The organism is Streptomyces calvus (assembly GCF_006782915.1).
GTDB classification, from domain to species: Bacteria; Actinomycetota; Actinomycetes; order Streptomycetales; family Streptomycetaceae; genus Streptomyces; species Streptomyces calvus.
Genome location: NZ_VCNP01000056.1, coordinates 931,371 through 956,452, shown reverse-complemented (window position 1 = coordinate 956,452; position 25,082 = coordinate 931,371). Strand labels below are relative to the sequence as shown.

22 protein-coding genes are annotated in these 25,082 nt (G+C 72.8%); 9 read left to right on the top strand and 13 right to left on the bottom strand.

Annotated elements, in window-relative coordinates; genetic code table 11:
• The first annotated feature begins 73 nt into the window (after positions 1-73).
• Together FGW31_RS32625 and FGW31_RS32620 are read left to right on the top strand one after the other, a co-directional pair.
• A complete protein-coding gene (locus tag FGW31_RS32625) occupies positions 74-1,105 on the top strand; it encodes an SDR family oxidoreductase (protein ID WP_142197146.1) in 1,032 nt (343 codons plus the stop codon).
• A gap of 78 nt (positions 1,106-1,183) precedes the next feature.
• Positions 1,184-1,468: a hypothetical protein gene (locus FGW31_RS32620; RefSeq protein WP_142197145.1), complete on the top strand. Its 285-nt coding sequence runs from the start codon at positions 1,184-1,186 to the stop codon at positions 1,466-1,468.
• Between the two features lie 15 nt (positions 1,469-1,483).
• On the opposite strand, the gene FGW31_RS32615 is transcribed toward FGW31_RS32620, so the two are convergent.
• On the bottom strand, positions 1,484-2,773 hold the full coding sequence (locus FGW31_RS32615) for an ROK family transcriptional regulator (RefSeq protein WP_142197144.1): 1,290 nt from the start codon (positions 2,771-2,773) through the stop codon (positions 1,484-1,486).
• A 310-nt stretch (positions 2,774-3,083) separates the two neighbouring features.
• On the opposite strand from FGW31_RS32615, the gene FGW31_RS32610 reads away from it, so the two are divergent.
• From FGW31_RS32610 to FGW31_RS32600, 3 genes are all read left to right on the top strand, one after another.
• Positions 3,084-3,572: an FBP domain-containing protein gene (locus FGW31_RS32610; RefSeq protein WP_142197143.1), complete on the top strand. Its 489-nt coding sequence runs from the start codon at positions 3,084-3,086 to the stop codon at positions 3,570-3,572.
• A 97-nt stretch (positions 3,573-3,669) separates the two neighbouring features.
• The gene (locus FGW31_RS32605) at positions 3,670-4,905 is read left to right on the top strand and encodes an aromatic acid exporter family protein (RefSeq protein ID WP_142197142.1); all 1,236 of its coding nucleotides are present in this window, start codon (positions 3,670-3,672) and stop codon (positions 4,903-4,905) included.
• A 123-nt stretch (positions 4,906-5,028) separates the two neighbouring features.
• Positions 5,029-6,225, top strand: coding sequence for a lactonase family protein (locus FGW31_RS32600; protein WP_142197141.1), 1,197 nt, complete (start codon positions 5,029-5,031; stop codon positions 6,223-6,225).
• Here FGW31_RS32600 and FGW31_RS32595 read toward each other — a convergent pair.
• Both FGW31_RS32595 and FGW31_RS32590 read right to left on the bottom strand, forming a co-directional pair.
• Positions 6,193-6,921 carry a DUF2470 domain-containing protein gene (locus FGW31_RS32595; protein WP_142197140.1) on the bottom strand — a complete coding sequence of 243 codons (729 nt, stop codon included), beginning with the start codon at positions 6,919-6,921 and terminating at the stop codon, positions 6,193-6,195. The genes FGW31_RS32600 and FGW31_RS32595 overlap by 33 nt on opposite strands.
• A gap of 87 nt (positions 6,922-7,008) precedes the next feature.
• Complete coding sequence (locus FGW31_RS32590; protein WP_142197139.1) at positions 7,009-7,617, bottom strand: TetR/AcrR family transcriptional regulator; 609 nt, start codon at positions 7,615-7,617, stop codon at positions 7,009-7,011.
• A 109-nt stretch (positions 7,618-7,726) separates the two neighbouring features.
• Here FGW31_RS32590 and FGW31_RS32585 point away from each other — a divergent pair, with 109 nt between their 5' ends.
• Positions 7,727-9,226 carry a cytochrome P450 gene (locus FGW31_RS32585; protein WP_142197138.1) on the top strand — a complete coding sequence of 500 codons (1,500 nt, stop codon included), beginning with the start codon at positions 7,727-7,729 and terminating at the stop codon, positions 9,224-9,226.
• A gap of 40 nt (positions 9,227-9,266) precedes the next feature.
• Here the strand turns inward: FGW31_RS32585 and FGW31_RS32580 are convergent, their stop codons facing one another.
• The 10 genes from FGW31_RS32580 to FGW31_RS32535 form a co-directional block, all read right to left on the bottom strand.
• The gene (locus FGW31_RS32580) at positions 9,267-10,157 is read right to left on the bottom strand and encodes a sigma-70 family RNA polymerase sigma factor (RefSeq protein ID WP_373303415.1); all 891 of its coding nucleotides are present in this window, start codon (positions 10,155-10,157) and stop codon (positions 9,267-9,269) included.
• Positions 10,158-10,162: 5 nt separating this feature from the next.
• Positions 10,163-10,906: a PIG-L deacetylase family protein gene (locus FGW31_RS32575; RefSeq protein ID WP_142197136.1), complete on the bottom strand. Its 744-nt coding sequence runs from the start codon at positions 10,904-10,906 to the stop codon at positions 10,163-10,165.
• 80 nt (positions 10,907-10,986) lie between these two features.
• The gene (locus tag FGW31_RS32570) at positions 10,987-12,288 is read right to left on the bottom strand and encodes an alpha/beta fold hydrolase (protein ID WP_142197135.1); all 1,302 of its coding nucleotides are present in this window, start codon (positions 12,286-12,288) and stop codon (positions 10,987-10,989) included.
• A 100-nt stretch (positions 12,289-12,388) separates the two neighbouring features.
• Positions 12,389-13,414: a LacI family DNA-binding transcriptional regulator gene (locus FGW31_RS32565; protein WP_142197134.1), complete on the bottom strand. Its 1,026-nt coding sequence runs from the start codon at positions 13,412-13,414 to the stop codon at positions 12,389-12,391.
• A gap of 80 nt (positions 13,415-13,494) precedes the next feature.
• Entirely contained in the window at positions 13,495-14,919 is a 1,425-nt protein-coding gene (locus tag FGW31_RS32560) for a BNR repeat-containing protein (RefSeq protein ID WP_142197133.1), read from the bottom strand.
• Positions 14,920-14,932: 13 nt separating this feature from the next.
• Positions 14,933-15,253, bottom strand: coding sequence for an L-rhamnose mutarotase (locus FGW31_RS32555; protein WP_142197132.1), 321 nt, complete (start codon positions 15,251-15,253; stop codon positions 14,933-14,935).
• Positions 15,254-15,284: 31 nt separating this feature from the next.
• A complete protein-coding gene (gene rhaS, locus FGW31_RS32550; RefSeq protein ID WP_142197131.1) occupies positions 15,285-16,364 on the bottom strand; it encodes a rhamnose ABC transporter substrate-binding protein in 1,080 nt (359 codons plus the stop codon).
• A 28-nt stretch (positions 16,365-16,392) separates the two neighbouring features.
• A complete protein-coding gene (locus FGW31_RS32545) occupies positions 16,393-17,406 on the bottom strand; it encodes an ABC transporter permease (protein ID WP_142197130.1) in 1,014 nt (337 codons plus the stop codon).
• Positions 17,399-18,439, bottom strand: coding sequence for an ABC transporter permease (locus FGW31_RS32540; RefSeq protein WP_142197129.1), 1,041 nt, complete (start codon positions 18,437-18,439; stop codon positions 17,399-17,401). The genes FGW31_RS32545 and FGW31_RS32540 overlap by 8 nt, the downstream gene beginning before the upstream one ends.
• Positions 18,436-19,953 carry a sugar ABC transporter ATP-binding protein gene (locus FGW31_RS32535; RefSeq protein WP_142197128.1) on the bottom strand — a complete coding sequence of 506 codons (1,518 nt, stop codon included), beginning with the start codon at positions 19,951-19,953 and terminating at the stop codon, positions 18,436-18,438. The genes FGW31_RS32540 and FGW31_RS32535 overlap by 4 nt, the downstream gene beginning before the upstream one ends.
• Before the next feature lie 260 nt (positions 19,954-20,213).
• Between FGW31_RS32535 and rhaI the strand changes: the two genes are divergently transcribed.
• The 3 genes from rhaI to FGW31_RS32520 all read left to right on the top strand — a co-directional run bounded on the left by rhaI (position 20,214) and on the right by FGW31_RS32520 (position 24,967).
• The gene (gene rhaI, locus FGW31_RS32530) at positions 20,214-21,374 is read left to right on the top strand and encodes an L-rhamnose isomerase (RefSeq protein WP_142197127.1); all 1,161 of its coding nucleotides are present in this window, start codon (positions 20,214-20,216) and stop codon (positions 21,372-21,374) included.
• 108 nt (positions 21,375-21,482) lie between these two features.
• The gene (locus tag FGW31_RS32525; protein ID WP_142197126.1) at positions 21,483-23,522 is read left to right on the top strand and encodes a bifunctional aldolase/short-chain dehydrogenase; all 2,040 of its coding nucleotides are present in this window, start codon (positions 21,483-21,485) and stop codon (positions 23,520-23,522) included.
• On the top strand, positions 23,519-24,967 hold the full coding sequence (locus FGW31_RS32520; protein ID WP_142197125.1) for a rhamnulokinase: 1,449 nt from the start codon (positions 23,519-23,521) through the stop codon (positions 24,965-24,967). The genes FGW31_RS32525 and FGW31_RS32520 overlap by 4 nt, the downstream gene beginning before the upstream one ends.
• Positions 24,968-25,082 lie beyond the last annotated feature (115 nt).

Here is a 25,082-nt window from a genome sequence, read left to right as displayed (position 1 = left end):
CCGCCGGGGTCGGCCGCCGGAACCGGGGGTACCCGGTCCGCTCCGTGGAGCGTACGGCCGAGAGGAGCGGACGGTGAGCAGCACAGCGGGCAGGAGGATCGTCGTCACGGGCGCGACGGGCAATGCCGGGACGAGCGTGGTGCGGGTCCTCTCGGAGGATCCGGAGGTCGGGTCCGTGCGGGGTCTGGCCCGGCGGGTCCCTCGGTGGTCGCCGCCGAAGACCGAGTGGGCGGCGGTCGACGTGGCCTCGGGCCGGTTCGACCTGGCGGAGGAGTTCGCCGGTGCGGACGCGGTGATCCATCTGGCCTGGGCGTTCCAGCCGACGCACGACCCGGCGAGCACCTGGCGGACCAATGTGCTCGGCAGCCTGCGGGTGTTCGACGCGGTGGCCGCGGCCGAGGTGCCGGTGCTGGTGCACGCCTCGTCGGTCGGGGCGTACTCGCCGGGCCCGAAAGACCGGGCGGTGACCGAGTCGTGGCCGACGCACGGCTGGCCGGACGCCGCGTACTGCCGGGAGAAGGCCTATCTGGAGCGGGTCCTGGACACCTTCGAACGGGACCGTCCGGCGGTCCGGGTGGTGCGGATGCGGCCCGCGTTCCTGTTCAAGCGGGAGTCTGCGAGCGAGCAGCGCCGGATCTTCGGGGGCCGTCTGCTGCCGGGTCCGCTGGCGCGGCCCGATCTGCTGCCCTTCGTCCCCGACATTCCGGGACTGCGGGTGCAGGCGCTGCACACCGACGACGCCGCCCACGCCTACCGGCTGGCCGTGCTGTCCGCCGAGGCCCGCGGTGCGTTCAATCTCGCGGCCGAGCCGCCGCTCGACGCCGAGTGGCTCGGGGAGCTGCTGGGGACGCGCCGGGTGCGGGTGCCGCGCACGGCGGCCCGCTCCGCGGTCGCCGCGGCGTGGGGGCTGCGGCTGCTGCCCGCCTCGCCGCACCTGTTCGACGCCGTGCTGAGGCTGCCGCTGATGGACTGCACGCGGGCGCGCGTGGAACTCGGCTGGCGGCCGGTGCGCGACGCGACGCAGGTGATGGAGGAGTTCCTGCTGGGCCTGCGGGAGGGCGCGGGCGCGGACACGGAACCGCTGCGGGGCCGCAAGGTGGGCTGAGGCCCGGGTTTCGCCGCTTCCCGCGACGGTACTCGCGAGGGTCGGCGGAAAAACGCGTACGAGCGAAGGGAGAGCGCCGTGACCGACCACCGCGACGAAGGCCCCGGTGAGAACGGCGTCGGTGTGCCCCGGGACCTGCCCGACCAGCAGGCCGGGTCCGGCGAGGACCCCTGGGAGGTGGCGCCGCGCGCCGCCGAGCGGAAGAGCGAGGAGAAGGCGGGCGTGCCGGACGAGTCCGAGGAGACGTCCGGCGGGCAGGCCGACGTGCCCGACACGGACGAGGCGGGCACGGGCCGGCAAGGTGCTCCGCACTCGGCGTCGGGCAACCCCGAGCAGCCCGTGCCGGACGAGTCGTCCGCGTGAGGCGGGCCCGTGCGGTCAGCGCGGGGCGCGGTCCTGCAGCGCCGTGTGCCAGGCGGGCGGCGGGGACTGCGGGTCGGGGTCGGGGCGCCGGCCGCCGCGCGCGAAGAAGTCGGCGAGCGGCAGGATCGCGGCGCCGACGGTGACCGCGTCGGGGCCGAGGCGGCCCAGTTCGATGGTGACCTTCTCGGCCGGGTGGCGCAGCGCGTACGACAGGGCGTGCCGGCGTACGGCGGGCAGGAACCGGGAGCCGAGCTGGAGTCCGGCCCAGCCCCCCATGAGGATGCGTTCCGGCTGGAAGAGGTTGATGAGGTCGGACAGGCCCGCGCCCAGGTACTCGGCGGTCTCCTCCAGCACGGCGAGGGCGACCGGGTCGGCGGCGGCGCCGTCGGCCGGGTAGGCGGCGGCGAGCATCGTGGTGAGGGCCGTCTCCTCGTCGGTGTCCTCGGGCAGTCGGCCACCCTCCTCCCGCCACCGGGCGAGCAGCGACTCGGCGCCCGCGTACGCCTCCAGGCAGCCGAGGGCGCCGCAGCGGCAGCGGCGTCCCCTGACCCGTACGGTCAGGTGTCCCCATTCGACCGCCCGGCCGTGTTCCACCTCGGGCGTGACCAGGCAGGCGCCGACGCCGGAGCCGAAGAGGACCACGAGGGCGTTGCGGGCGCCGCGGCCGGCGCCGAACCACATCTCGGCCTGGCCGAGGGTCTTGGCGCCGTTGTCGATGAAGTAGGGCACCGTGTCGGGCAGGGGCGAGCCGGTGCGCAGCAGGGCCTCCAGCGGGATGGCGTCCCAGCCGATCGTCTGCCCGTGCACCACGGCGCCGCGGTCGGGGGTGCGTTCGACGATGCCGGGGACGCCGATGCCGACGCCGAGGAGCCGCTCGGGGGCGAGGCCGGCGCCGGCGAGCACCTCGGCGATGCCGGAGCGGATGTGGTCGACGATGACCTCGACCTCGTAGCGCTGCTGCTGGAGCGGGAGTTCGGCGCGGGCGAGTTCGGTGAGGGTCACGTCGAACAGTTCGACGCGCACCCGGGTCTCCCCCACGTCGACGCCGATCATGTGGCCGCTGGCCGGTGCCACGCGCAGCAGGGTGCGGGGCCGGCCGCCGTCGGAGTCGACGCTGCCGGCCTCCTCCACCAGGCCGTCGGCGACCAGGTCGGCGACGACGTTGCTCACGGAGCCGGAGCTGAGCCCGGTCGCGGGGCCGAGTTCGAAGCGGCTGAGCGGTCCGTCGAAGTACAGCCGTTGCAGCACGGCCGTGCGGTTGGCCCGCCTGAGGTCGCGCACCGTGCGCCCGTTCCGCCCCGCCATGTGGCTCCTTCCGGTACCCTGCCCGACCTGCAACATACCGTCGGGACGCGGCTCGGCGCGACTTCCGGCCTCCCTTATTTCATGCTGTGAACTAATAGCCGGCGGCGAGGTACCCACCGCGTCAGCTCCCGGCAGTCACCCGTAGCGGCCCGCCCCTCCCCCTCGGCGACGGCGGCGCAGCGCACTGCACGGCACGGAGGCGCGGGCCCCGGAGGAAAAACCGGTGGTCCACCGGCCCGCCCGGTCCCTACCCTGAACCCCGCGGAACCTAGACCCCCTAGGTTTGCCGCACCACGGCAGGAGACACCCCATGAAACCGCTCACCGAGCAGGACATCCGCACGTCGTTCATCAACTGCTCGAAGGGTGAGGCCAAGCGGCTCGCCGTCCCGCGCGACCTGGACGAACGCCCCTGGGACGACCTCGACTTCCTGGGCTGGCGCGATCCGGGCGCACCGGATCGCAGCTATCTCGTCACCGAGCGCGGGGACCGCCTCGTCGGGGTGGCCATGCGCTTCCAGCCCGGCCGGCGCGGCTTCCTGCACCGCAGCATGTGCACGCTGTGCCTGACGACCCATCCGCGCGGCGGCGTCTCGCTGATGACCGCCCGCAGGTCGGGCGCGGCCGGCCGGGAGGGCAACTCGGTGGGCGCCTACATGTGCACCGACCTGGCCTGCTCCCTCTACCTGCGCGGCCGCAAGGTCCCGGAGACCGGCGCCCGCTTCGAGGAGAGCCTCACCCTGGAGGAGCAGATCGACCGCACCCGCGGCAACCTGTTCGCCTTCCTCGACAAGCTCTGACCGCCCCCGGGCCCCGTACGTCCCGGTTTGTCCCCCGGCCGACTAGCGTCGCCTCCGGAAACGTTCGATGCACCGGGTGAAGGGGAACCGTCCGAGGATGCGAGAGGTACGTGAGTGGACGGCCCCGGCCGTGCAGTTCGTCAAGCGTCGCCGGGACCCGGTGGCCGTGCAGACCGTTCGGTCGGCGGCCGCGGCGACGGTCGCCTACGTCATCGCCCTGCGGCTGAGTCCCGAGGCCGCCCCGCTCACCGCGCCGCTGACCGCCCTGCTCGTCGTGCAGGTCACCCTGTACTCCACGCTCACCACGGGCGTGCGCCGGGTGAACTCGGTGGTGGCCGGGGTGGTCGTCGCCATCGCCTTCAGCCTCCTGGTGGGCCTGACCTGGTGGAGTCTGGGACTGCTGATCCTGGCCTCCCTGGTCGTGGGGCATGTCGTGCGGGTGCACGAGTTCGTGCCCGAGGTGGCGATCAGCGCGATGCTGGTGCTCGGGGTGACCACCGTCGGGGACACGGCCTGGGCGCGGATCCTGGAGACGCTGATCGGCGCGGTCGTGGGACTCGGCTTCAATCTGCTGCTGGCGCCGCCCGTGTGGGTGGAGGAGGCCGGCGAGTCGATCGAGGGAATGGCGCGCCGGGTGCGCCAGTTGATGCTGCGGATCGGTGAGCAGGCCGCGGTCCGCACGCCCGTGCACCACGCGGCGGCCCGGCTGCACGAGGCCCGCCGTCTGGACCACGACATCGTCGAGGTGGACGCGGCGCTCCGGCAGGCGGAGGACAGCCTGCGGCTCAATCCGCGGGTCCGCGAGGGCCTGCTGCACCGGGTGGTGCTGCGCACCGGCCTGGACACCCTGGAGATCTGCACGGTCGTGCTCAGAGTGCTGGCGCGCACGCTGACCGACCTCGCCAAGGAGCGCGAGTCGGAACCGCTGTTCGAACCGGAGGCGGGCGCCGCGCTGGAGCAGTTGCTGTCGGAGATCGCCGACGCGGTGGTGAGCTTCGCGGTGCTGGTGACGACGAGTGTGTCGACGAGCGCGGAGTCGGCGGAGGAACGTCTCGCCGCGGAGCTGCGGCAGGCGGCCACAACCCGCGACAAGCTGGCGCAGCTGCTGCTGGAAGGGGTGCAGCGGGACGCCCGGCAGTGGCAGCTGCACGGCGCGGTGCTGACCGAGGTCAACCGCATCCTGGACGAGATGGACACCGAGCACCGTTCGCGCCGGCTGCTGGAGGAGCTGGACGCGCACCCCCGTGAGCAGCGCGAGCGGCTGCCGAGGATCGGCAGGCTGTGGGAGCGGCTGCGGCGCAAGCGCCGTGAGGCACCGCACCGTTCCCGGTGACGCGGGCGGCCCCGGGACGGTGGCCGGTAGTCCGCCCGTGTTCCCGGGCATGCTTGCGCGCCGGGGGTGATCGGCGCCAAGGTGGCGTGGCGGCGGGGACGACAACGACCTTGGGATGCGTGGATGAACACAGGTGACTGGAGCAGGCGCCGTTTCGTGGGTGCCGCCGCGGGGACGGCCGCCGGAGTGGCGCTCCCGGCGTGCGCGGCCGACGCACCGCCGGAGGAGTCACCGTCCTCACGGGCCCCGGGCGCGGGCACGAGCCCGCAGGGCGAGCGCGGCCGTCCCGCCGGTCCGCGCCCGCTGTACCTGGGCACCTACACCTCGGTGGACGGCGGCGGCGAGGGCATCGGACTGGCCACGTACGACCCGGCCACGGGGCGGATCACCGGCACCGGGACACTCACCGGCGTCGCCGATCCGTCGTATCTGGCCGTGCACCCGGACGGCCGGACGCTGTACGCGGTGAACGAGCGCGAGGAAGGCGCCGTGACCGCCGTCCGGCTCTCCGACCGGAAGGTCCTGGGCAGCCGGAGCACGGGCGGCTCGAGCCCCTGCCATCTGTCGGTGCACCCGGACGGACGTCATCTGCTCAGCGCCGACTACGGCTCGGGCACGGTCGCGGTGCACCCGATCGACGCCTCGGGCGCGCTCGGCGAGCGCACCGCACTGGTCACGCACTCCAGTCCGCCGCCGGGTCCGGGCCAACAGGGGCCGCACGCGCACCAGTTCGTCACCAGCCCGGACGGCGGCCATGTCCTCGCCGTCGACCTGGGCACGGACACGGTCTACAGCTACCGGCTCGACCCGCAGGCCGGCACCCTCACCGAGGCGGCGCGGGCGAGCGCCCGGCCCGGCGCCGGACCGCGCCACCTCACCTTCCATCCCGGTGGCGCGTACGCCTATCTCGCCAACGAACTCGACAACACCGTCACGGTGTGCGCGTACGAACCGGACTCCGGGCGGCTGCGGATCGGCGAGCCGCAGCCCACGGGAACGGGTGCGGGCACCAGTTACCCGGCCCAGCTCCTCGTCACGGGCGACGGCCGGTACGCGTATCTCGCCAACCGCGGCCACAACAGCCTGACCCGGTACGCGGTCGAGGCGGACGGCGCCCGGCTGCGGCTGCTGGACACCGTGCCCGTCGGCGGCGACTTCCCGCGCCACATCGCCTTCTCGCCCGACGGCGCGCTGCTGTTCGCGGCGAACCAGCGGTCGGGCACGGTCAGCGTGTTCCGCGTGGACGGTGACAGCGGTGAACTGCGGTCGGCGGGCGAGTCGTTCGCCTCACCGGTCGCCGTCTGCGCGCTGCCGCTGTAGCGACCGCGGGCAGGAGGCGGCGGTCGCCTGGGAGAGCAGGACGTGCATGCGCTCGGTGAGCTGGCCGACGTCGTCCGCTGGCGCGTGGAACGGCAGCCGTACGTCGCCGCCCGCGCGGACGCGTTCGATGCGCAGGGTCAGTCCGTGCCGGTCCACGGCGAGCGGCCGGACCCGGACCGCGCCGTGCAGGCTGCCGACGTCGACCAGGCGGGTCAGCCGTTCGACGGCGTCGGCGTGGCAGTCGGCGAGGTGGGTCAGCAGCCGGGCCTCGGCGCCGGCGAGCGGGTCGGGCGCGGCAGCGGCGAAGTCGTCGAGGTCCACCACGACGGCTCCGGACGGCTGCCGCAGCACCACGCGGGTCGGCTGGAAGGCGAGGTGACCCTCCCGCACGGAGAACCAGCCGGCGAGCCACAGCCGGGCGCGGATCCGGCTGCGCACCGGGACGGGCGCGACGTCGGCGAACTCCAGCACGGCGGACGGCTCCCCGCGCGGCGCGCAGATCGCGGTGACGAGCAGGGGGCTGTCCTCGGGCACCTGAAGCAGCACCCGTCCGTCGTCGGTCACGCTGTGGGCGCCGACGAACTCCTCGCGGCTTCCCTCCGCGGTCACCGCGCAGGACCACGCGGTGGCGAGCATCGAGCGGGCCCGCTCCGCCGCGCCGGGCGCGGCCGTCCAGCCGTGCGTGTCGTCACCCATCCCGAACCTCCTCTTAGGTAAGCCTTGCCTAACCTATCGAAGATCCGGGTGTGCGCCAACCGGGTGGCGTGATCCTGACGAGACCTTTCAGGGCGTGAGGACGCCCAGCAGGGCGCGTGCGCACAGGTCGCGCACCTGCTCGCGCCCCAGCTCCGGGCCGCGCAGCCACTCCAGGCAGACCGCGGTGGTGAAGGCCAGCCAGCCCCGCACCGCGAGACGGGTGTCCGGCCGCGTCCCGACCTGCGGACCGAACTCGGGGTCCGCGGCGAGCGCGGCCAGGATCTGCCGCTCCTGCGCCGCCAGGGCCCGCTGATAGACCCGGCGCACCGCCTGGTCCCCCGCCGCGTCCGCGCGGTGGAAGGCGCGGTAGCCGTGCGCGTGCGCCTCGACGTACTCCAGGTACGCGTCGAGACCGGCCGTGAGCTGCTCACGGACCGGGACCCCGGGGACCGCCGCGGTCATGCGCAGCATCCGCTCGCTCTCGCGCTCCACGACGGCCGCGAAGAAGTCCCGTTTGGTCGGGAAGTAGTGGTAGAGCAGTCCGCGCGACACTCCGGCGATCTCTGCGACCTGCTCGATCCACACGTCGTCGTACGGATTCTCCGAGAACAGCCGCGCGCCCACCGACAGAAGCTGCTCGCGGCGCTCCTCGGTGCTGAGCCGGCGGCGCGTGCGCCCGCCCTGGTTCACGGCCATCCCCGCACTTTACTTGACGCCGGTTCAACAACCGGACCACACTGAGCCGCGTTATTGAACTCGCGTACAACACGCCGCACTCGCTCGCCGGGTCGAAGGAGATCGCGTCATGGCGGAGACGACGACCGGTTCCGGACAGCCGAAGGGTTTCCGCAGCGCGGAGCTGGGCTGGCCGGAACTCGACCGCATCCCCCACCCGCCGTACCGCCTGCCGCTGCTCGGGGACGTGCTCGGCGCGAGCAGGCGCACGCCCCTGCAGGACTCGCTGAAGTACGCCCGCACCCTGGGACCGATCTTCCGGCGCAACGCGTTCGGCAAGGAGTTCGTGTTCACGTGGGGCGCCGGGCTGGTGGCCGACCTGGCCGACGAGTCACGGTTCGCCAAGCACGTGGGGCTGGGCGTGGCCAATCTGCGGCCGGTCGCCGGGGACGGACTGTTCACGGCGTACAACCACGAGCCGAACTGGCAGCTCGCGCACGACGTGCTGGCCCCCGGGTTCAGCCGGGAGGCGATGGCCGGCTACCACTCGATGATGCTGGCCGTGGCGGAGCGGCTCACCGAGCACTGGGACCGTGCGGCGGCCGCGGGCCGGACCGTGGACGTGCCCGGCGACATGACCAAGCTGACGCTGGAGACGATCGCGCGGACCGGGTTCGGGCACGACTTCGGGTCGTTCGAACGGCCGCGCCCGCACCCCTTCGTCACGGCGATGGTCGGCACGCTCACCTACGCCCAGCGGCTGAACAGCGTGCCCGCTCCGCTGACCCCGCTGCTGCTGCGCCGGGCGAGCCGCCGCAACGCCGCCGACATCGCCCACCTCAACCGCATCGTCGACGAGGTGGTCCGCAGCCGGCGCGCCGAGGGCGGCGGCGACGGGGACCTGCTGGACCGGATGCTGGAGACCGCCCACCCCGACACCGGGGAACGGCTGTCGCCGGAGAACGTCCGCCGTCAGGTCATCACTTTCCTGGTGGCCGGTCACGAGACCACCTCGGGCGCGCTCTCCTTCGCGCTGCACTACCTCGCCCAGCACCCCGAGGTCGCCGCCCGCGCCCGCGCCGAGGTGGACCGCGTGTGGGACGGCACGGCGGCCCCCGGCTACGAGCAGGTCGCCAAACTGCGGTACGTCCGCCGGGTCCTCGACGAGTCGCTGCGGCTGTGGCCGACCGCGCCCGCCTTCGCCCGGGAGGCCCGCGAGGACACGGTGCTCGCCGGAGAGCACCCGATGCGGCGCGGTGCCTGGACGCTGGTGCTGACGCCGATGCTGCACCGGGACCCCGCGGTGTGGGGCGCGGACGCCGAGCGGTTCGACCCGGACCGCTTCGACGCCCGCGCGGTGCGCTCCCGGCCGCCGCACACCTTCAAACCGTTCGGGACGGGGGCGCGGGCCTGCATCGGACGGCAGTTCGCGCTGCACGAGGCCACGCTGGTGCTGGGCCTGCTGCTGCGCCGCTACGCACTGCGGCCCGACCCCGGCTACCGGCTGCGCGTGACCGAACGGCTCACGCTGATGCCGGAAGGGCTGCGGCTGCGGCCGGAGCGCCGGACACCGACGCCACCCGGCGCACCGTCCCTCCGAGCGGAGCCCGCGGACCCCGCGTCCTGCTGAGGCCTGCCGCCGCGCGGCGCCGGCGCTCACGGGGCCGGCGTCAGTCCTGCGGTATCTCCAGCCGGGCCAGCCGGTCCGGGTCGGCCAGGATGTACATGCCGGTGATGCGGCCGTCGACGACGGTGACGGACATGACCGACTGCACCCGGCCGTCCACCACGCTGAGCAGGCCCAGCGAGTCGTTGACCACCACCGTCCGGGCCGCCGCGGTGTAGCGGGCGAACATGAGCGCCGACTCGGCCACCGCCCGGGCTCCCTGCAGCGTCTTGGACGCCGCCAGGCCCCGCACCAGCGCGCCCGCGTCGGCGCGCAGCACCACATCGGGGTGGAGCACGGCCACCAGCGCCTCGAAGTCACCGCCGCGCGCGGCGGCCCTGAAGGCGTCGAGCGCCTTGCGCTGCCGCCCCGGGTCCGGATCGGACGACGGTGTCCGGTCCCGTACCCGGCGGCGGGCCCGGCTGGCCAGCTGGCGGGTCGCGGCGGTGCTGCGCTCCACCACCGCGGCGATGTCGTCGAACGGCACGGCGAACATGTCGTGCAGCACGAACGCCAGCCGCTCGTCGGGCTCCAGATGCTCCAGCACCACCAGCAGCGCGACGCCCACCGAGTCGGCGTGCAGCGCCTCCTGCTCGGGGTCCACCTGCGACAGGGGCCTGAGCACCGGGTCGGGGACGAACGTCTCGTCCATCGGCTGCTCGCGGCGCGCGGTCCGCGAGCGCAGCAGGTCCAGACAGATCCGGCCGGTCACGGTGGTCAGCCAGCCGCCGAGGTTGTCGATGCCGTCGGTGCCGGTGCGGCCCAGCCGCAGCCAGGCCTCCTGGACGGCGTCCTCCGCCTCGGTCAGGGAGCCGAGCATGCGGTAGGCGACCGCCCTGAGGTGCGGGCGGTGCTCCTCGAAGCGCCGCGCCAGCAGTTCCTTGTCGACGTCCACGGGGCTCACCGGGGGAACAGCTCGAAGGCGACCGCGGGCCGGCCCCCGAACCGCTGTCCCGTCTCCTCGGCGGTCCGCGTGAGGAAGCCGCGCGCGTAGGTCTCCGGGTCCTCGTCGGTCAACGCCTCGATGTAGGAGCGGTGTTCGAGCAGGGAGCGCACCGCCCGCTCCATGCCGTCCGTCGCGTCGACGGCGTGCGTGGGGCTGCTGGAGCCCGCGACGGCCACCCAGCGGACGCCGTCCCAGGGTTGCAGTCCGCGCTCGGTCAGCTCCGGGAAGATCCAGCGGTTGCCGGCGTCACCGGCCGCGTCGAGCGTGGCCCGCCCGACGGCCACGTGGTCCGGGGTGTTCCAGTAGGTGCCGCCCCAGGTGTCGCGGTGGTTGAGGGTGATCACCAGTTCCGGCCGGTACCGGCGGACGGCTGCGGCGATGTCCCGGCGCAGTGCGGGGCCGTACTCGACGACGCCGTCACGGTGGTCGAGGAAGTCGACCTGCGACACCCCGACCACGGCCGCGCTCGCCCGCTGCTCCCGCTCCCGCAGCGGGCCGCACGTCGCCGGTTCCAGGGTGTCGATGCCCGCCTCGCCGCGGGTCGCCAGCACGTAGACCACCTCGCGTCCGGCGTCGGTCCAGGCCGCGACGGCGGCCGAGCAGCCGTACTCGAGGTCGTCCGGGTGGGCGACCACGGCCAGGGCGCGCTGCCAGTCGTCGGGCATGGGCGCGAGGTGACGGGTCGTCGGCTCGGTCATGCCCGCAGACTAACCCGGAGCACCGACATCGCACCGGGAGATCGTCACCGCCGGGCCGGAGCGCGGCGGGGCGGACGTGGTCACGCGTCGTCGCGGGCCAGGGCGAGCAGCCGGTCCAGGACGCGGGGGCCGCCGGCCCGGACGCCGTCGTGCTCGAACTCGTCGGTGACCCAGGTGCGCAGGCCGCGGATCGCGCGTGCCGTCGCGAGGGAGTGGGCGGTGTCGACGTACATGTCGTCGTGGTAGACGGCGGCCGCGACCGGGACGTCGTTGACCGCGAGGCGCGCCGGGTCGTACAGGGGCGTCCAGTCGGTGCGGGCGGCGAGGAGTTCGGCGGTCTCGCGCAGCGGGCGCAGCGCGGGGTCGCAGTCGAACATCCACGGGTGGATCGTTTCTCCGGTGAACAGCAGCGGTTCGTCGCCGGCGAGGGTCTTGGCCGCGTCGAACCGGGGGAACTCGGCGCGCACGCGCTCGGCGGACCAGGCGGTGGGCCGGGCGTCCTGGGCGTAGATCGCCTCGTGGAGGAGCGCGTACAGGGGGTGGCCGGCGTACGACAGCAGGCTCTGGGCCTGCTCCTGGAAGGCGTCGGACAGTTCGGGGCCGCCCGGCGTGCGGACGAAGGCGTCCTCCAGGAGGTGGTGCAGCCGGTGGCTGCCCTCGCTGCCGCCGAGCATGATGCCGAGGGACTGGAACGCCTCGACGGTGAACCGGTAGCCGTTCGGCAGGACCACGTCGTGGGTGAGGAGGTGGTCGGCGATGCGGCGGGCGCGCTCGACGTCCTGCGGGTAGCGGGCGTAGTGCGCGGCGACCTTGCGTTCGATGCGCGGGTAGGCGGCCCGGTAGACGTCGTCGGCGTGGGCGTCCAGGGAGGGCAGTCCGCCGGTGACGAGGGCGGTGTCCAGGCCCTCGGGCGCGGTGGACAGGTAGGCGACGGTGCAGAAGCCGCCGAAGCTCTGGCCGAGCACGGTCCACGGGGCGCCGCCGGTCACCTCGGGCCGGATGGCCTCGCAGTCCCGGACGATCGAGTCGGCGCGGAAGCGGGTGAGGTGGTCGGCCTGTTCCGCCGGTCCGCCGCGCAGCGGCAGGGTCTGCCGGTTCGCAGGGGTGGAGGCGCCGGTTCCGCGCTGGTCGAGCAGGAGGACGCGGTAGTCCTGCACCGCGCGGCCGAGCCAGGCCTGCTTGCCGATGAAACGGTTCGCTCCGAAGCCGGGGCCGCCCTGGAGGTAGAGCAGCCAGGGCAGGTCCTGCCCGGCCTTGTCACGGGCGACGACCTCACGCGCGTACAGCTCGATCGTCTCCCCGGACGGGTCGTCGTGATCGAGGGGCACGGTGAACCGGCGGTCGGTGAGGACCAGTCCGGGCTGGCGGTAGCTGACGGTCAACGGGGCTCCTGAGGCGAACGGATTGTCGGGCTGTGACCCAGTTCAGCACATGTTCGTCCGGCCAACGAGGTCGGGATCATGACATTCTCGCCGTCGCCGGTCAGCGGGCGGAGAGGCTGGAGCGCCGCACCACCAGTTCGGGGCGCAGGACGACCCGGCGGTGGTCGTGCGGCTTCGCCGTGCTCTCGTTCTCGATCTCCTCCAGCAGCAGCTCCGCCGCCATGGCCCCCATGGTGACGGCGGGCTGCCGCACCGAGGTGAGCGGCACGGCCGCGGCGGCGGCGAACTCGATGTCGTCGTAGCCGACGATCGCGAGGTCGTCGGGGACGCCGACGCCGGCCGCGTACATCGCCTGGAGCACGCCGAGGGCGAGGAGGTCGTTGGCGCAGAACACGGCGGTGGGGCGGTCGGCGAGCCCGAGCAGACGGGCGCCCGCGTCGCGTCCGGCGGCCACGTCGAGCCGCTCGGTGGGCAGCTCCCGCAGGCGGTCGGGGCCCAGCCCGGCCTCCGCGAGGGCGTTCAGGGCGCCGGTGCGGCGGTCCCTGACCTGGTTCAGTCCGGGCGGGCCGCTGACGTACGCGATGGAGCGGTGCCCGGCGTCGACGAGGTGGCGCACCGCCAGCGCGCCGCCGGCCACGTCGTCCACGGAGACCGAGCACTCGGTGGTGCCCTCGGCGACCCGGTCGACCAGCACGAACGGGATGCCGTGCCGGCGGAACGCCTCGATGTTGCGGCCGGTGGCGTCGGCCGGGGTGAGCAGCACGCCCCGCACCCGCTGTTCGGCGAAGAGCGAGAGGTACTCGGCCTCCTCGCCCGGGTTCTGGGCGCTGTTGCAGACCATGACGCCGAGCCCGGCCTCCCGGGCGGCGCGCTCGGCGCCGCGCGCCACGTCCACGAAGAAGGGGTTGCCCATGTCCAGCACGAGCAGGCCCATGATGCGGCTGCGGCCCGCGCGCAGCTGCCGCGCCGACTCGCTGCGGACGTAGCCGAGCCGGTCTATGGCGGACAGCACCCGCGCCCGGGTCTCGGCGGCGACCGTGTCCGGGCGGTTGATCACGTTGGAGACCGTGCCGACGGAGACTCCGGCGACGCGGGCGACGTCCTTGATACCCACCGACTGGGCCATCGGGCGGGGACCTCCAGTGAGACGGGGGGTGGGCGGCGGGCCATCACATTACCGGCCCGCCGCCACCCGGACGGTCATGCTCAGGCGGGCAGCCGGAAGTCGACGACGTGCAGGGGCGAGGGTGTCGTACCGCTGGATCTCTCCTGGTACATCACCGACAGCACGCCGTCCTGGGCGATGCGCGTCTCGTCGACGACCACCTCGCCGAAGGCGTTCAGACCGGCGCCGTCGTACAGCAGCGTCCAGTCGGTGTGGTCCGAGGCCGCGGAGGCGCCCGCGATCCGGCCGTAGGGGAGGATTGCGTAGGCGTTGTCGTGGCGGTCCAGGACCAGCTTGGTGCGCTGGCTGGAGTTCAGCGGGACGGGGATCTCCGTCTTCCGCCAGGTGCCGGCGGCACTCCGGCGGACGTGGAAGGCGCGCCCGTGGGCGGTGCGGTCGGCGACGTAGTCCGTGGTGCACTGGCCGAAGCGGCCGGGGACGTAGGAGATGATCGCGTGCGGCCGGCCGGCCGAGTCGGTGAACTGGCTCTCCTGGTTCATCAGGGAGTGGTCCGGGTTCAGCGGGTCGACGACCAGTCCGGGGTCGGTGACGGACACCCGGTCGGCTCCCCCGGTCCGGCCGACGACGGTGCCCGCGTCGTTGCGCCAGGTGCGGCCGCGGTCGTCGGAGTACACGTAGCCGGTGTCGTGGTTGGTGATGCCGCCGCCGCTGCACATCACGGCGGCGTTCTGCTCGCGCCAGGTGAAGAAGGAGTGCAGGCGCCCGTTCCGGTCGTAGTCGATGCCGTGCAGGTACATGTTGCGGGCGGTGGAGGAGCCGTGCTCGCTGGTGTAGGTGCCGGTGGAGGCGCTCCACTCCCCCAGTGCCGTCCAGCGGGTGCCGTCGTACTCGGCGAGCGCGTTGCGGCCGTTGCCGGAGACGCCGGCCCGGTAGCTGAGCTGGAGCCGGCCCTCGGGGGTGGCGACGAACTGCGGGTAGGTGAACTGCGGGGTGAGGGCGAGGCCGTCGAGGGTGGACTGCGGGGCGCCGAAGCGGTTCGGGGTCCAGCTGGTGCCGGCCGGGTCGTCCAGGAGTCCGGCGACGGACTTGACGTAGGTGAAGCCGTCGCTGTGGGAGTCCATGTGGAGGTGGAGCCGGCCGTCGGTGCGGGAGACGCCCAGGGAGATGACGTTGTGGGAGTCGTCGTAGCGCAGGGTGTGGCCGACGCGCACGGTCTGCCAGGTGGTGTCGCCGAGGGCGCGGCGGGCGACGACGGCGTCCCGGTCGGCGGTGTACCAGGCCGCGTACTGGTGGCCCTTGTGGGTCAGCAGGCCGTTCTTCTGGAAGGAGTTGTTGTTGACCAGGCCGTCGTAGGACACGAAGTAGATCGCCCGGCTGTCGAGGGTGGTGCGGCCGGTGCGGGTGACCGACGGTCCGGGGGCGGCGGCCCGGGCGGTGCCGGAGGCGAGGGCGGGTGCCGCGGTGGTGCCGAGGAGTGCCCCGGCCAGCAGAGTGCGTCGTCTCATCTCGGGCTCCGGGTCAGGCGAGGTGGAAGACCTCGGTCAGCGGTTTCATCGCCTCGTCGGGGCGGGAGCCGTCGAGGGCTTCGAAGAAGGGTGCCATCTCGGCCTGCCAGCGGGCGTTGACGTCGGTGGCCTCCATGCCCGCCTTGGCGGCCTCGAAGTCCTCGGTCTCCAGGTAGCCGACGAGCAGGCCGTCGTCGCGCAGGAAGAGCGAGTAGTTGTGCCAGCCGGTGGCCGAGAGCGCCTCGCGCATCTCGGGCCACACGGCGGCATGGCGTTCGCGGTACTCGGCGATCCGGTCCTGACGGACCTTGAGCAGGAAACAGACGCGTTGCATGAAGTACCGCTCCTCAACCGGTCGGACGGGATCAGAAGTTGAACTGGTCGATGTTCTCGGCGTTGAAGACGGTGGGCTTGCCCAGGTTGATCACGCCGTCCTTGCCGATGGTGTACTCGCCCATCGCGCCGGCCGTGAAGGTCTCGCCCTCCTTGCCGGTGATCTGCCCGGAGGCGAGGGCGATCGCGGTGCGGGCCGCCAGTTCGCCGAGCTTGGCCGGGTCCCAGAGCTCGAACGCCTCGACGGTGCCGTTCTTGACGTACTTGCGCATGTCGTTGGGGGTGCCGAGGCCGGTCAGCTTGACCTTGCCCTTGTACTTGGAGCCGGACAGGTACTGGGCGGCGGCCTTGATGCCGACGGTGGTCGGGGAGATGATCCCCTTCAGGTTCGGGTACTCCTGGAGCAGGCCCTGGGTCTGCTGGAAGGACTGCTGGGCGTCGTCGTTGCCGTAGGCGACCTCGACCAGCTTCATGTCCTTGTACTCGGGCTTGTCGAGTTCGTCCTTCATGAACTCGATCCAGGCGTTCTGGTTGGTCGCGGTCTGCGCGGCGGACAGGATCGCGATCTCGCCCTTGTAGTCGATCTGTTCGGCGAGCAGCTGCACCTCGGTGCGGCCGAGGTCCTCGCCGCTGGCCTGCGAGACGAAGGCGTTGCGGCAGTCGGGAGTGGTGTCGGAGTCGTAGGTGACGACCTTGATGTCGTTCTTCATGGCCTGCTTGAGCGCGGTGCACAGGGCGCCGGGGTCCTGCGCGGACACGGCCATGGCGTCGACCTGCTGCTGGGTGAGGGTGTTGACGTAGGAGACCTGTCCGGCGGTGTCGGTGGCGCTGGACGGGCCGACCTCCTTGTAGGTGGAGCCCAGTTCCTTCACGGCCTTCTCGCCGCCCTTGTCGGCGGTGGTGAAGTAGGGGTTGTTGACCTGCTTCGGCAGGAAGCCGACGGTCAGGCCCTTCTTGGTGGCCGCGTTCGGGTCGGCCTTGCCGGCCGAGGCCGCGGCGCCGCCCTCGTTCTTCACGTCCTCCTTGGTGGTGCCGCCGCAGGCGGTGGCGGCCAGGGCGAGCGAGGTGACGGCGGCGAGGGCCGCGCAGGTGCGGCGGAGCGAGGTGCGCATGGCGGGTTCCTTAACGGAGGAGAGGGATTCAGGAGGTCGGGGTGGGCGTCTTGGCGGCGGGTGGTGAGGCGGCCGCCCGGCGTCCGGCCCGGGCGACGGCGATCTGCCGTGCCACGCGGGGGCCGAGGACGGACAGCACCAGCAGCACTCCGGTGACGACGATCTGCGACTGCGCGGAGACGTCCTTCAGGCTCATCACGTTCTGCAGCGCGCCGAGCAGGAACACTCCGGCGATCGCGCCGCCGAGGGTGCCCTTGCCGCCGTCGAAGTCGATGCCGCCGAGCAGGACGGCCGCGACGACGGACAGTTCCAGGCCGGTGGCGTTGTCGTAGCGGGCGCTGGCGTAGTGCAGGGCCCAGAAGACGCCGGTGAGGGAGGCCATCAGGCCGGTCAGGGTGAACAGGATCAGCTTCTGCCGCTTGACGCGGATGCCGGCGAAGCGGGCGGCCTCCTCGCTGGCGCCGATGGCGAACAGCGCCCGCCCGAACGGAGTGGCGTGCAGCGCGACCACGGCGATCGCGAGCAGCACCAGGAACGGCAGGAAGGCGTACGGGACGAACGTGTCGCCGATGCGTCCGGCGGCGAAGTCCAGGTACGGGGCGGGGAAGTCGGTCACCGCGTCGGAGCCGAGCACGATCTGCGCGATGCCGCGGTAGGCGGCGAGGGTGCCGATGGTGACGGCGAGGGACGGCAGGCCGAGCCGGGTCACCAGCAGGCCGTTGATCAGTCCGCAGACGACGCCGATGACGAGGCAGATCGGGATGATCGTCTCGATGGCCATGCCCTGGTTCCACAGGGCGCCCATCACCGCGCCGGACAGGCCTGCCGTGGAGGCCACGGACAGGTCGATCTCGCCGGAGACCACCAGCAGCGTCATGGGCAGCGCGATCAGGGCGATCGGCAGGGTGTTGCCGATCAGGAAGGACAGGTTGAGCGCGTTGCCGAAGCCGTCGACCGTGGCGAACGACAGCAGCAGGACGACGACGAGCAGGGCGCCGACAACCGTGTCCCAGCGGACGGCGCGCGTCAGGGACTCAGGCATGGCGGGCGTTCCTCTTCTTCAGGGCGGAGGCCACGCGCAGCGCGACGATCCGGTCGACGGCGATGGCGAGGATGAGCAGGATGCCGTTGATGGCGAGCACCCACACGGAGCTGACGCCGAGGGCGGGCAGGACGCTGTTGACGGAAGTGAGCAGGAGCGCGCCGAGGGCCGCGCCGTAGACGCTGCCGGATCCGCCGGTGAAGACGACGCCGCCGACCACGACGGCGCTGACGACGGTGAGTTCGTAGCCGTTGCCGGTGCCGGAGTCGACGTTGCCGAACCGGGCCAGGTACAGGGCGCCGGCGAGGCCGGCCAGGGCGCCGCAGAAGGTGTAGGCGGCGAGGATCCGCTTGCGCACGGGGATGCCGGCGAGCCGGGCGGCCTCCGGGTTGGAGCCGAGCGCGTACAGCTCGCGGCCGCTGCCGAAGTGCTTGAGGTAGTACGCCGTGGCCACGAGCACCGCGAGGGCGATGAGCGCCAGGTACGGCACCGCGGAGATGCCGCCGGAGCCGAAGTCGACGAATCCGCCGGGCAGGTCGGCCGCGGTGATCTGGCGGGAGCCGACCCAGATGGAGTCGATGCCGCGGATGATGTACAGGGTGCCGAGGGTGACCACGAGGGCGGGCACCTGGCCGAGGCTGACGAGCAGGCCGTTGAGCAGGCCGAAGGCGATGCCGAGCAGGACGGCCAGCGCGACGGCGACGACCGCGTTCCCGCCGTCCTGGAGGTAGGTGCCGGCGGCGAAGGCGCTGATGCCGAGGGTCGAGCCGACGGACAGGTCGACGTTGCGGGTGATGACGACCAGGGACTGTCCGGTGGCGACCAGGACCAGGATCGTCGCGTTGAGCAGCAGGTCCTTGATGCCCTGTTCGGACAGGAACTCGCTGTTGCCGGCCTGCGTGACGGCGATCATCGCCAGGAAGACGAGCAGGATGGCGAGTTCGCGCATCCTGAAGACGCGGTCCACCAGCCGGGTGGCACCGGCCTCGGGCACCTCGCCGACGGGGGCTTTCTCGGGAGCGGCGACCGTCATGCGGCGGCCCTCCCCGTGGCTGCGGCCATCACGGATTCCTCGGTGGCGTCGGAACGGGAGATCTCGGCGGTGATCCGGCCCTCGTGCATCACCAGCACGCGGTCGGCCATGCCGAGGACCTCGGGCAGGTCGGAGGAGATCATCAGGACGGCGACGCCGTCGGCGGCCAGCTGGGAGAGCAGGCGGTGCACCTCCGCCTTGGTGCCGACGTCGATGCCGCGCGTGGGCTCGTCCACGATCAGCACCTTCGGCCCGGTGGCGAGCCACTTGGCGAGGACGACCTTCTGCTGGTTGCCGCCGGACAGGGTGTTCACCGTGTCGGCGAGCCGGGCGTACTTGACCTGGAGTTTGACGGCCCAGTCGAGGGAGCGGCTGCGTTCGGCGCCGCGGTCCATCAGGCCGGCCCGCACGGTCGTACGGAGTCCGGTGAGGCCGATGTTGCGCTCGATGGACATGTCCATCACCAGGCCCTGGGCGCGGCGGTCCTCGGGGACCAGGGCGAGGCCCGCGGCCATCGCGGTGGACGGGGCGCCGTTGGTGAGTCCGCGTCCGTCGACCTCGACCTCGCCGGCGTCCCAGCGGTCGATGCCGAACACGGCGCGGGCCACCTCGGTGCGCCCGGCGCCGACCAGTCCGGCCAGGCCGACGATCTCGCCGCGCCGCACGTCGAAGGAGACGTCGGTGAAGACGCCCTCACGGGTCAGCCGGCGCACGCTGAGGGCGACCTCGCCGGGGGTCACGTCCTGCTTGGGGTAGAGCTCCTCCAGGTCGCGGCCGACCATGCGGCGCACCAGGTCGTCCTCGGTCATGCCCTCCAGCGGCTCGCTGGCGATCCAGGCGCCGTCCCGCAGGGTGGTGACCTTCTGGCAGATCTCGAAGATCTCCTCCAGGCGGTGGGAGATGAACAGCACCGCGGCGCCCTGTTCGCGCAGGGTGCGCACGACGCCGAAGAGGCGGGCGACCTCGCTGCCGGTGAGGGCGGCGGTCGGCTCGTCCATGATCAGGACGCGGGCGTCGAAGGAGAGCGCCTTGGCGATCTCCACGATCTGCTGGTCGGCGATGGACAGGCCGCGGGCCGGGCGGTCCGGGTCGAGTTCGACGCCGAGGCGCCGCATCAGGGCCGCGGTCGCGGCGTGCACCGCCTTGTGGTCGATGCGGCCGAGGGCGCGCCGGGGCTGCCGGCCCATGTAGATGTTCTCGGCGATCGACAGGTCGGGAAAGAGCGTGGGCTCCTGGTAGATCACGGCGATGCCGGCGTCGCGGGCGTCACCGGGCCCGTGGAAGACCACGGACGCGCCGTCGAGCAGCACCTGGCCGGCGTCCGGCCGGTGCACTCCGGCGAGCGTCTTGATGAGGGTCGACTTGCCGGCTCCGTTCTCGCCGGCGAGGGCGTGCACCTCCCCGGGGAAGAGCTCCAGGGAGACGTCCCGCAGGGCGCGGACCGCGCCGAAGGACTTGGAGACGTCCTTCAGCGCGAGGACCGGGGCCGGACCCGTGTCGGACGGGTGGGTCATGAGGGCTCCTCGACGACGCCGGGGGCTTGTCTCGCGACGTCATGAAAGGTTTCAACTGGGTTGCCGGGACGTTAGGCGCGCGTCGCATGTCACGTCAATGGGTCCCGGCCGAAAAACTTTCGACAGCTTCAGGTCACGCGCCGGACACGAAGGCCGGTCTTGGTCGCAGGGGTTGACACCCCTCCGGGGGGCCCATAGCTTCCCCTTCTGAATCGTTTCACTCCGTGGTCGTTACGACCCGATGTCACAGGAGCCCTGACGTGACCGAGCTCGCCGCGGTGAAAGCCGCTCTCAAGACACAGGCCGTCGAGACGCCGTCGTGGGCGTACGGGAACTCGGGGACCCGTTTCAAGGTGTTCGCGCAGCAGGGCGTTCCGCGCACCCCGCAGGAGAAGCTGGACGACGCCGCCAAGGTGCACGAGTTCACCGCGGTCGCGCCGACCGTGGCGCTGCACATCCCGTGGGACAAGGTCGCCGACTACGCGGCACTGGCGAAGCACGCCGAGGACCGCGGCGTGCGGCTCGGCGCGATCAACTCCAACACCTTCCAGGACGACGACTACCGGCTCGGCAGCATCTGCCACCCGGACGCCGCCGTGCGCCGGAAGGCCGTCGACCACCTGCTGGAGTGCGTCGACATCATGGACGCGACCGGCTCCACGGACCTCAAGCTGTGGTTCGCCGACGGGACGAACTATCCCGGGCAGGACGACATCCGGGCCCGGCAGGACCGGCTCGCCGAAGGGCTCGCCGAGGTGTACGAGCGGCTCGGCGAAGGACAGCGGATGCTGCTGGAGTACAAGCTGTTCGAGCCGGCGTTCTACACGACCGACGTGCCGGACTGGGGCACGGCGTACGCGCACTGCCTGAAGCTGGGCGAGAAGGCGCAGGTCGTGGTCGACACCGGCCACCACGCGCCGGGCACCAACATCGAGTTCATCGTCGCGACCCTGCTGCGGGAGGACAAGCTCGGCGGGTTCGACTTCAACTCGCGGTTCTACGCCGACGACGACCTGATGGTGGGCGCCGCCGACCCGTTCCAGCTGTTCCGGATCATGTACGAGGTGGTCCGCGGCGGCGGGTTCACGCCCGAGGTCGCGTTCATGCTGGACCAGTGCCACAACATCGAGGCGAAGATCCCGGCGATCATCCGTTCCGTGATGAACGTCCAGGAGGCGACGGCCAAGGCGCTGCTGGTCGACCGGGCGGCGCTGGCCGAGGCGCAGGCCGCGGGGGACGTGCTCGGGGCCAACGCCGTGCTGATGGACGCGTACAACACGGACGTGCGTCCGCTGCTGCGTGAGGTGCGGGAGGAGATGGGGCTGGACCCCGACCCCGTCGCCGCCTACCGGCGGTCCGGGTGGGCCGAGAGGATCGTGGCCGAGCGGGTCGGCGGGGAGCAGGCCGGCTGGGGGGCGTGAGCGTCCGCCCGTTACTTGATCGTTGCGGGCCGGCGGCCGCCTGTGGCCGGCCGCGCCGTTCCCCGCGCCCTTGTGTCCTCGACCTCTCTCGAGAAGGAACAGAAGTTCATGGCAACCCATCCCGAAGCCGCCGCTCTGCTCGCCCGTTCGCACCGGCTCGGCGCCGATCCCCGCAACACCAACTACGCCGGCGGCAACGCCTCCGCCAAGGGCACCGAGACCGATCCCGTCACCGGCGGCGACGTGGACCTGATGTGGGTCAAGGGGTCCGGCGGGGACCTCGGGACGCTCACCGAGGCGGGGCTGGCCGTGCTGCGGCTGGACCGGCTGCGGGCCCTGAAGGACGTCTACCCGGGTGTCGAGCGCGAGGACGAGATGGTCGCCGCTTTCGACTACTGCCTGCACGGCAAGGGCGGCGCCGCGCCCTCCATCGACACCGCCATGCACGGCCTGGTCGACGCCCCGCACGTGGACCACCTGCACCCCGACTCCGGTATCGCGCTCGCCTGCGCCGCCGACGGCGAGAAGCTGACCGCCGAGTGCTTCGGCGACACCGTGGTGTGGGTGCCCTGGCGGCGGCCCGGGTTCCAGCTGGGGCTGGACATCGCCGCCGTGAAGGAGGCCAACCCGCAGGCCGTCGGCTGTGTGCTCGGCGGGCACGGCATCACCGCGTGGGGTGACACCTCCGAGGAGTGCGAGCGCAACTCGCTGCACATCATCCGCACCGCCGAGCGGTTCCTCGCCGAGCGGGGCCGGCCGGAGCCCTTCGGGCCGGTGATCGACGGCTACGCCGCGCTGCCCGAGGACGAACGCCGGGAGCGCGCCGCCGCCCTGGCACCGTACGTGCGGGCCGTCGCCTCGCAGGACCGGCCGCAGGTCGGGCACTTCGACGACTCCGACGCCGTGCTGGACTTCCTGGCCCGCGCCGAGCACCCGCGGCTTGCCGCGCTGGGCACCTCCTGCCCGGACCACTTCCTGCGCACCAAGGTCCGCCCGCTCGTCCTCGACCTGCCGCCGGCCGCCCCGCTGGACGAGGCGGTCGCCCGGCTGAAGGAACTGCACACCGCCTACCGCGAGGAGTACGCCGCCTACTACCGGCGGCACGCCGAGCCCGACTCCCCCGCGATGCGCGGCGCCGACCCGGCGATCGTGCTGGTGCCGGGCGTGGGCATGTTCAGCTTCGGCAAGGACAAGCAGACCGCGCGCGTGGCCGGCGAGTTCTACCTCAACGCGATCAACGTGATGCGCGGCGCCGAGGCGGTCTCCACGTACGCGCCGATCGAGGAGTCGGAGAAGTTCCGCATCGAGTACTGGGCGCTGGAGGAGGCCAAGCTCCAGCGGATGCCGAAGCCGAAGCCGCTCGCCACCCGGGTGGCACTGGTGACCGGCGCCGGCAGCGGCATCGGGAAGGCGATCGCGCACCGGCTGGTCGCCGAGGGCGCCTGCGTCATGGTGGCCGACCTGAACGGGGAGAACGCCGCGCAGGTCGCCGAGGAGTTCGGCGGGCCCGACAAGGCGGTCGCGGTGACCGTGGACGTCACCCGTGAGGAGCAGATCGCCGGGGCGTTCCGGGCGGCGGCGCTGGCGTTCGGCGGGGTGGACCTGGTGGTGAACAACGCCGGGATCTCCATCTCCAAGCCGCTCCTGGAGACGTCCGCGAAGGACTGGGACCTCCAGCACGACATCATGGCCCGCGGTTCGTTCCTCGTCTCCCGCGAGGCGGCCCGGGTGATGATCGCGCAGGGGCTGGGCGGCGACATCGTCTACATCGCCTCCAAGAACGCCGTGTTCGCCGGCCCGAACAACATCGCCTACTCGGCGACCAAGGCCGACCAGGCCCACCAGGTGCGGCTGTTGGCGGCCGAGCTGGGCGAGCACGGCATCCGCGTCAACGGCGTCAACCCGGACGGCGTGGTGCGCGGTTCCGGGATCTTCGCGGGCGGCTGGGGCGCCAAGCGTGCCGCCGTGTACGGGGTGCCGGAGGAGAAGCTCGGCGAGTTCTACGCGCAGCGCACCCTGCTCAAGCGGGAGGTGCTGCCCGAGCACGTGGCGAACGCCGTGTTCGCGCTGACCGGCGGCGACCTCACCCACACCACCGGACTGCACGTCCCGGTCGACGCCGGCGTCGCCGCCGCGTTCCTGCGATGAGCGCCGCCGTGCAGTCGTACGCCGCGGTCGACCTCGGCGCGTCCAGCGGGCGCGTCATGGTCGGCCGCGTCGGCCCCGGCAGCCTCGAGGTGTCGGAGGTCCACCGCTTCCCCAACCGGCCGGTGCGCGTGCCGGAGGGGCTGCGCTGGGACGTCCTCGGGCTGTACGCCGGTGTGCTGCAGGGGCTGCGGGCGGCCGGCCCGGTGGACTCGGTGGGCATCGACAGCTGGGCCGTGGACTACGGGCTGCTGGACGCGGACGGGGCGCTGCTGGGCAATCCGGTGCACTACCGGGACAGCCGCACGGAGGGCGTCGCGGAGAAGGTGTGGGCGAGCGTGCCCGCGGACGAGCTGTACGCGGCGACCGGTCTGCAGTACGCGCCGTTCAACACGCTGTACCAGCTGACCGCGGCCCGCGACACGGCCCAACTGCGGTCGGCGCGGCGGCTGTTGATGATTCCCGACCTGCTGGCGTACTGGCTCACCGGTGAGCAGGGCACGGAACTGACCAACGCCTCGACCACCCAGCTGATCGACCCGCGCACGCGGGACTGGGCGCACGGGGTCGCCAAGCGGCTGGGCATCGACCTCGCCCTGTTCGCGCCGCTGCGGCGGCCCGGCGACCCGGCGGGTCTGCTGCGGCCCGAGGTGCTGGAGGAGACGGGACTGGCCGGCCCGGTGCCGGTGACCGCGGTCGGGTCGCACGACACCGCGTCCGCGGTGGCCGCGGTGCCCGCCGACGGCGAGCGGTTCGCCTACATCTGCACCGGCACCTGGTCGCTGGCCGGTCTGGAGCTGGACGCGCCGGTGCTGACCGAGGAGAGCCGGGCCGCCAACTTCACCAACGAACTGGGCCTGGACGGCACGGTCCGCTATCTGCGCAACATCATGGGCCTGTGGCTCCTCCAGGAGTGCCTGCGGGCCTGGGGCGAGCCGGATCTGGGCGCGCTGCTGGCCGAGGCGGCCGAGGTGCCGGCCCTGCGGTCGGTGGTGGACGCGGGGGACGCGGCGTTCCTCGCTCCGGGACGGATGCCGGAGCGGATCGCCGACGCCTGCCGGGCCTCGGGCCAGCCGGTGCCGGACTCGCCCGCCGAGGTCACCCGCTGCATCCTCGACTCGCTGGCGCTGGCCCACCGCAAGGCGGTCCAGGACGCGCAGCGGCTGGCCGGGCAGGGCGTCGACGTCGTGCACATCGTGGGCGGCGGCACCCGCAACGCGCTGCTGTGCCAGCTGACCGCCGACGCCTGCGGGCTCCCGGTGGTGGCCGGGCCGACGGAGGCGGCGGCGCTGGGCAACGTGCTGGTGCAGGCCCGGGCGCACGGGCTGGTCGGCGACCTTCCGGGGATGCGGCGGCTGCTCGCGCGCACCCAGCCGCTGACGCGGTACGAGCCGCGCGGCGGGACGCAGCGGTGGCGGGCGGCGCAGGCCCGCCTCGCCGGGACCTGACCGGCCCCGGCCACGACCGGGCCGCCCGCAGGGGGCCGCCACGCCCCGGCACGGGGTCTCCCCCGGGCACCCGGTCCCGCACTACCCTGCCCCTCACCCGATGATCGATTCACAA

Excerpts from the sequence above, each read along its gene's own strand:
- FGW31_RS32615 (WP_142197144.1), bottom strand. The coding sequence starts at position 2,773 with ATGGCGGGGCGGAACGGGCGCACGGTGCGCGACCTCAGGCGGGCCAAC.
- FGW31_RS32610 (WP_142197143.1), top strand. The coding sequence starts at position 3,084 with ATGAAACCGCTCACCGAGCAGGACATCCGCACGTCGTTCATCAACTGC.
- FGW31_RS32605 (WP_142197142.1), top strand. The coding sequence starts at position 3,670 with ATGCGAGAGGTACGTGAGTGGACGGCCCCGGCCGTGCAGTTCGTCAAG.
- FGW31_RS32600 (WP_142197141.1), top strand. The coding sequence starts at position 5,029 with ATGAACACAGGTGACTGGAGCAGGCGCCGTTTCGTGGGTGCCGCCGCG.
- FGW31_RS32595 (WP_142197140.1), bottom strand. The coding sequence starts at position 6,921 with ATGGGTGACGACACGCACGGCTGGACGGCCGCGCCCGGCGCGGCGGAG.
- FGW31_RS32590 (WP_142197139.1), bottom strand. The coding sequence starts at position 7,617 with ATGGCCGTGAACCAGGGCGGGCGCACGCGCCGCCGGCTCAGCACCGAG.
- FGW31_RS32585 (WP_142197138.1), top strand. The coding sequence starts at position 7,727 with ATGGCGGAGACGACGACCGGTTCCGGACAGCCGAAGGGTTTCCGCAGC.
- FGW31_RS32575 (WP_142197136.1), bottom strand. The coding sequence starts at position 10,906 with ATGACCGAGCCGACGACCCGTCACCTCGCGCCCATGCCCGACGACTGG.
- FGW31_RS32565 (WP_142197134.1), bottom strand. The coding sequence starts at position 13,414 with ATGGCCCAGTCGGTGGGTATCAAGGACGTCGCCCGCGTCGCCGGAGTC.
- FGW31_RS32560 (WP_142197133.1), bottom strand. The coding sequence starts at position 14,919 with ATGAGACGACGCACTCTGCTGGCCGGGGCACTCCTCGGCACCACCGCG.
- FGW31_RS32555 (WP_142197132.1), bottom strand. The coding sequence starts at position 15,253 with ATGCAACGCGTCTGTTTCCTGCTCAAGGTCCGTCAGGACCGGATCGCC.
- rhaS (WP_142197131.1), bottom strand. The coding sequence starts at position 16,364 with ATGCGCACCTCGCTCCGCCGCACCTGCGCGGCCCTCGCCGCCGTCACC.
- FGW31_RS32545 (WP_142197130.1), bottom strand. The coding sequence starts at position 17,406 with ATGCCTGAGTCCCTGACGCGCGCCGTCCGCTGGGACACGGTTGTCGGC.
- FGW31_RS32540 (WP_142197129.1), bottom strand. The coding sequence starts at position 18,439 with ATGACGGTCGCCGCTCCCGAGAAAGCCCCCGTCGGCGAGGTGCCCGAG.
- FGW31_RS32535 (WP_142197128.1), bottom strand. The coding sequence starts at position 19,953 with ATGACCCACCCGTCCGACACGGGTCCGGCCCCGGTCCTCGCGCTGAAG.
- FGW31_RS32525 (WP_142197126.1), top strand. The coding sequence starts at position 21,483 with ATGGCAACCCATCCCGAAGCCGCCGCTCTGCTCGCCCGTTCGCACCGG.
- FGW31_RS32520 (WP_142197125.1), top strand. The coding sequence starts at position 23,519 with ATGAGCGCCGCCGTGCAGTCGTACGCCGCGGTCGACCTCGGCGCGTCC.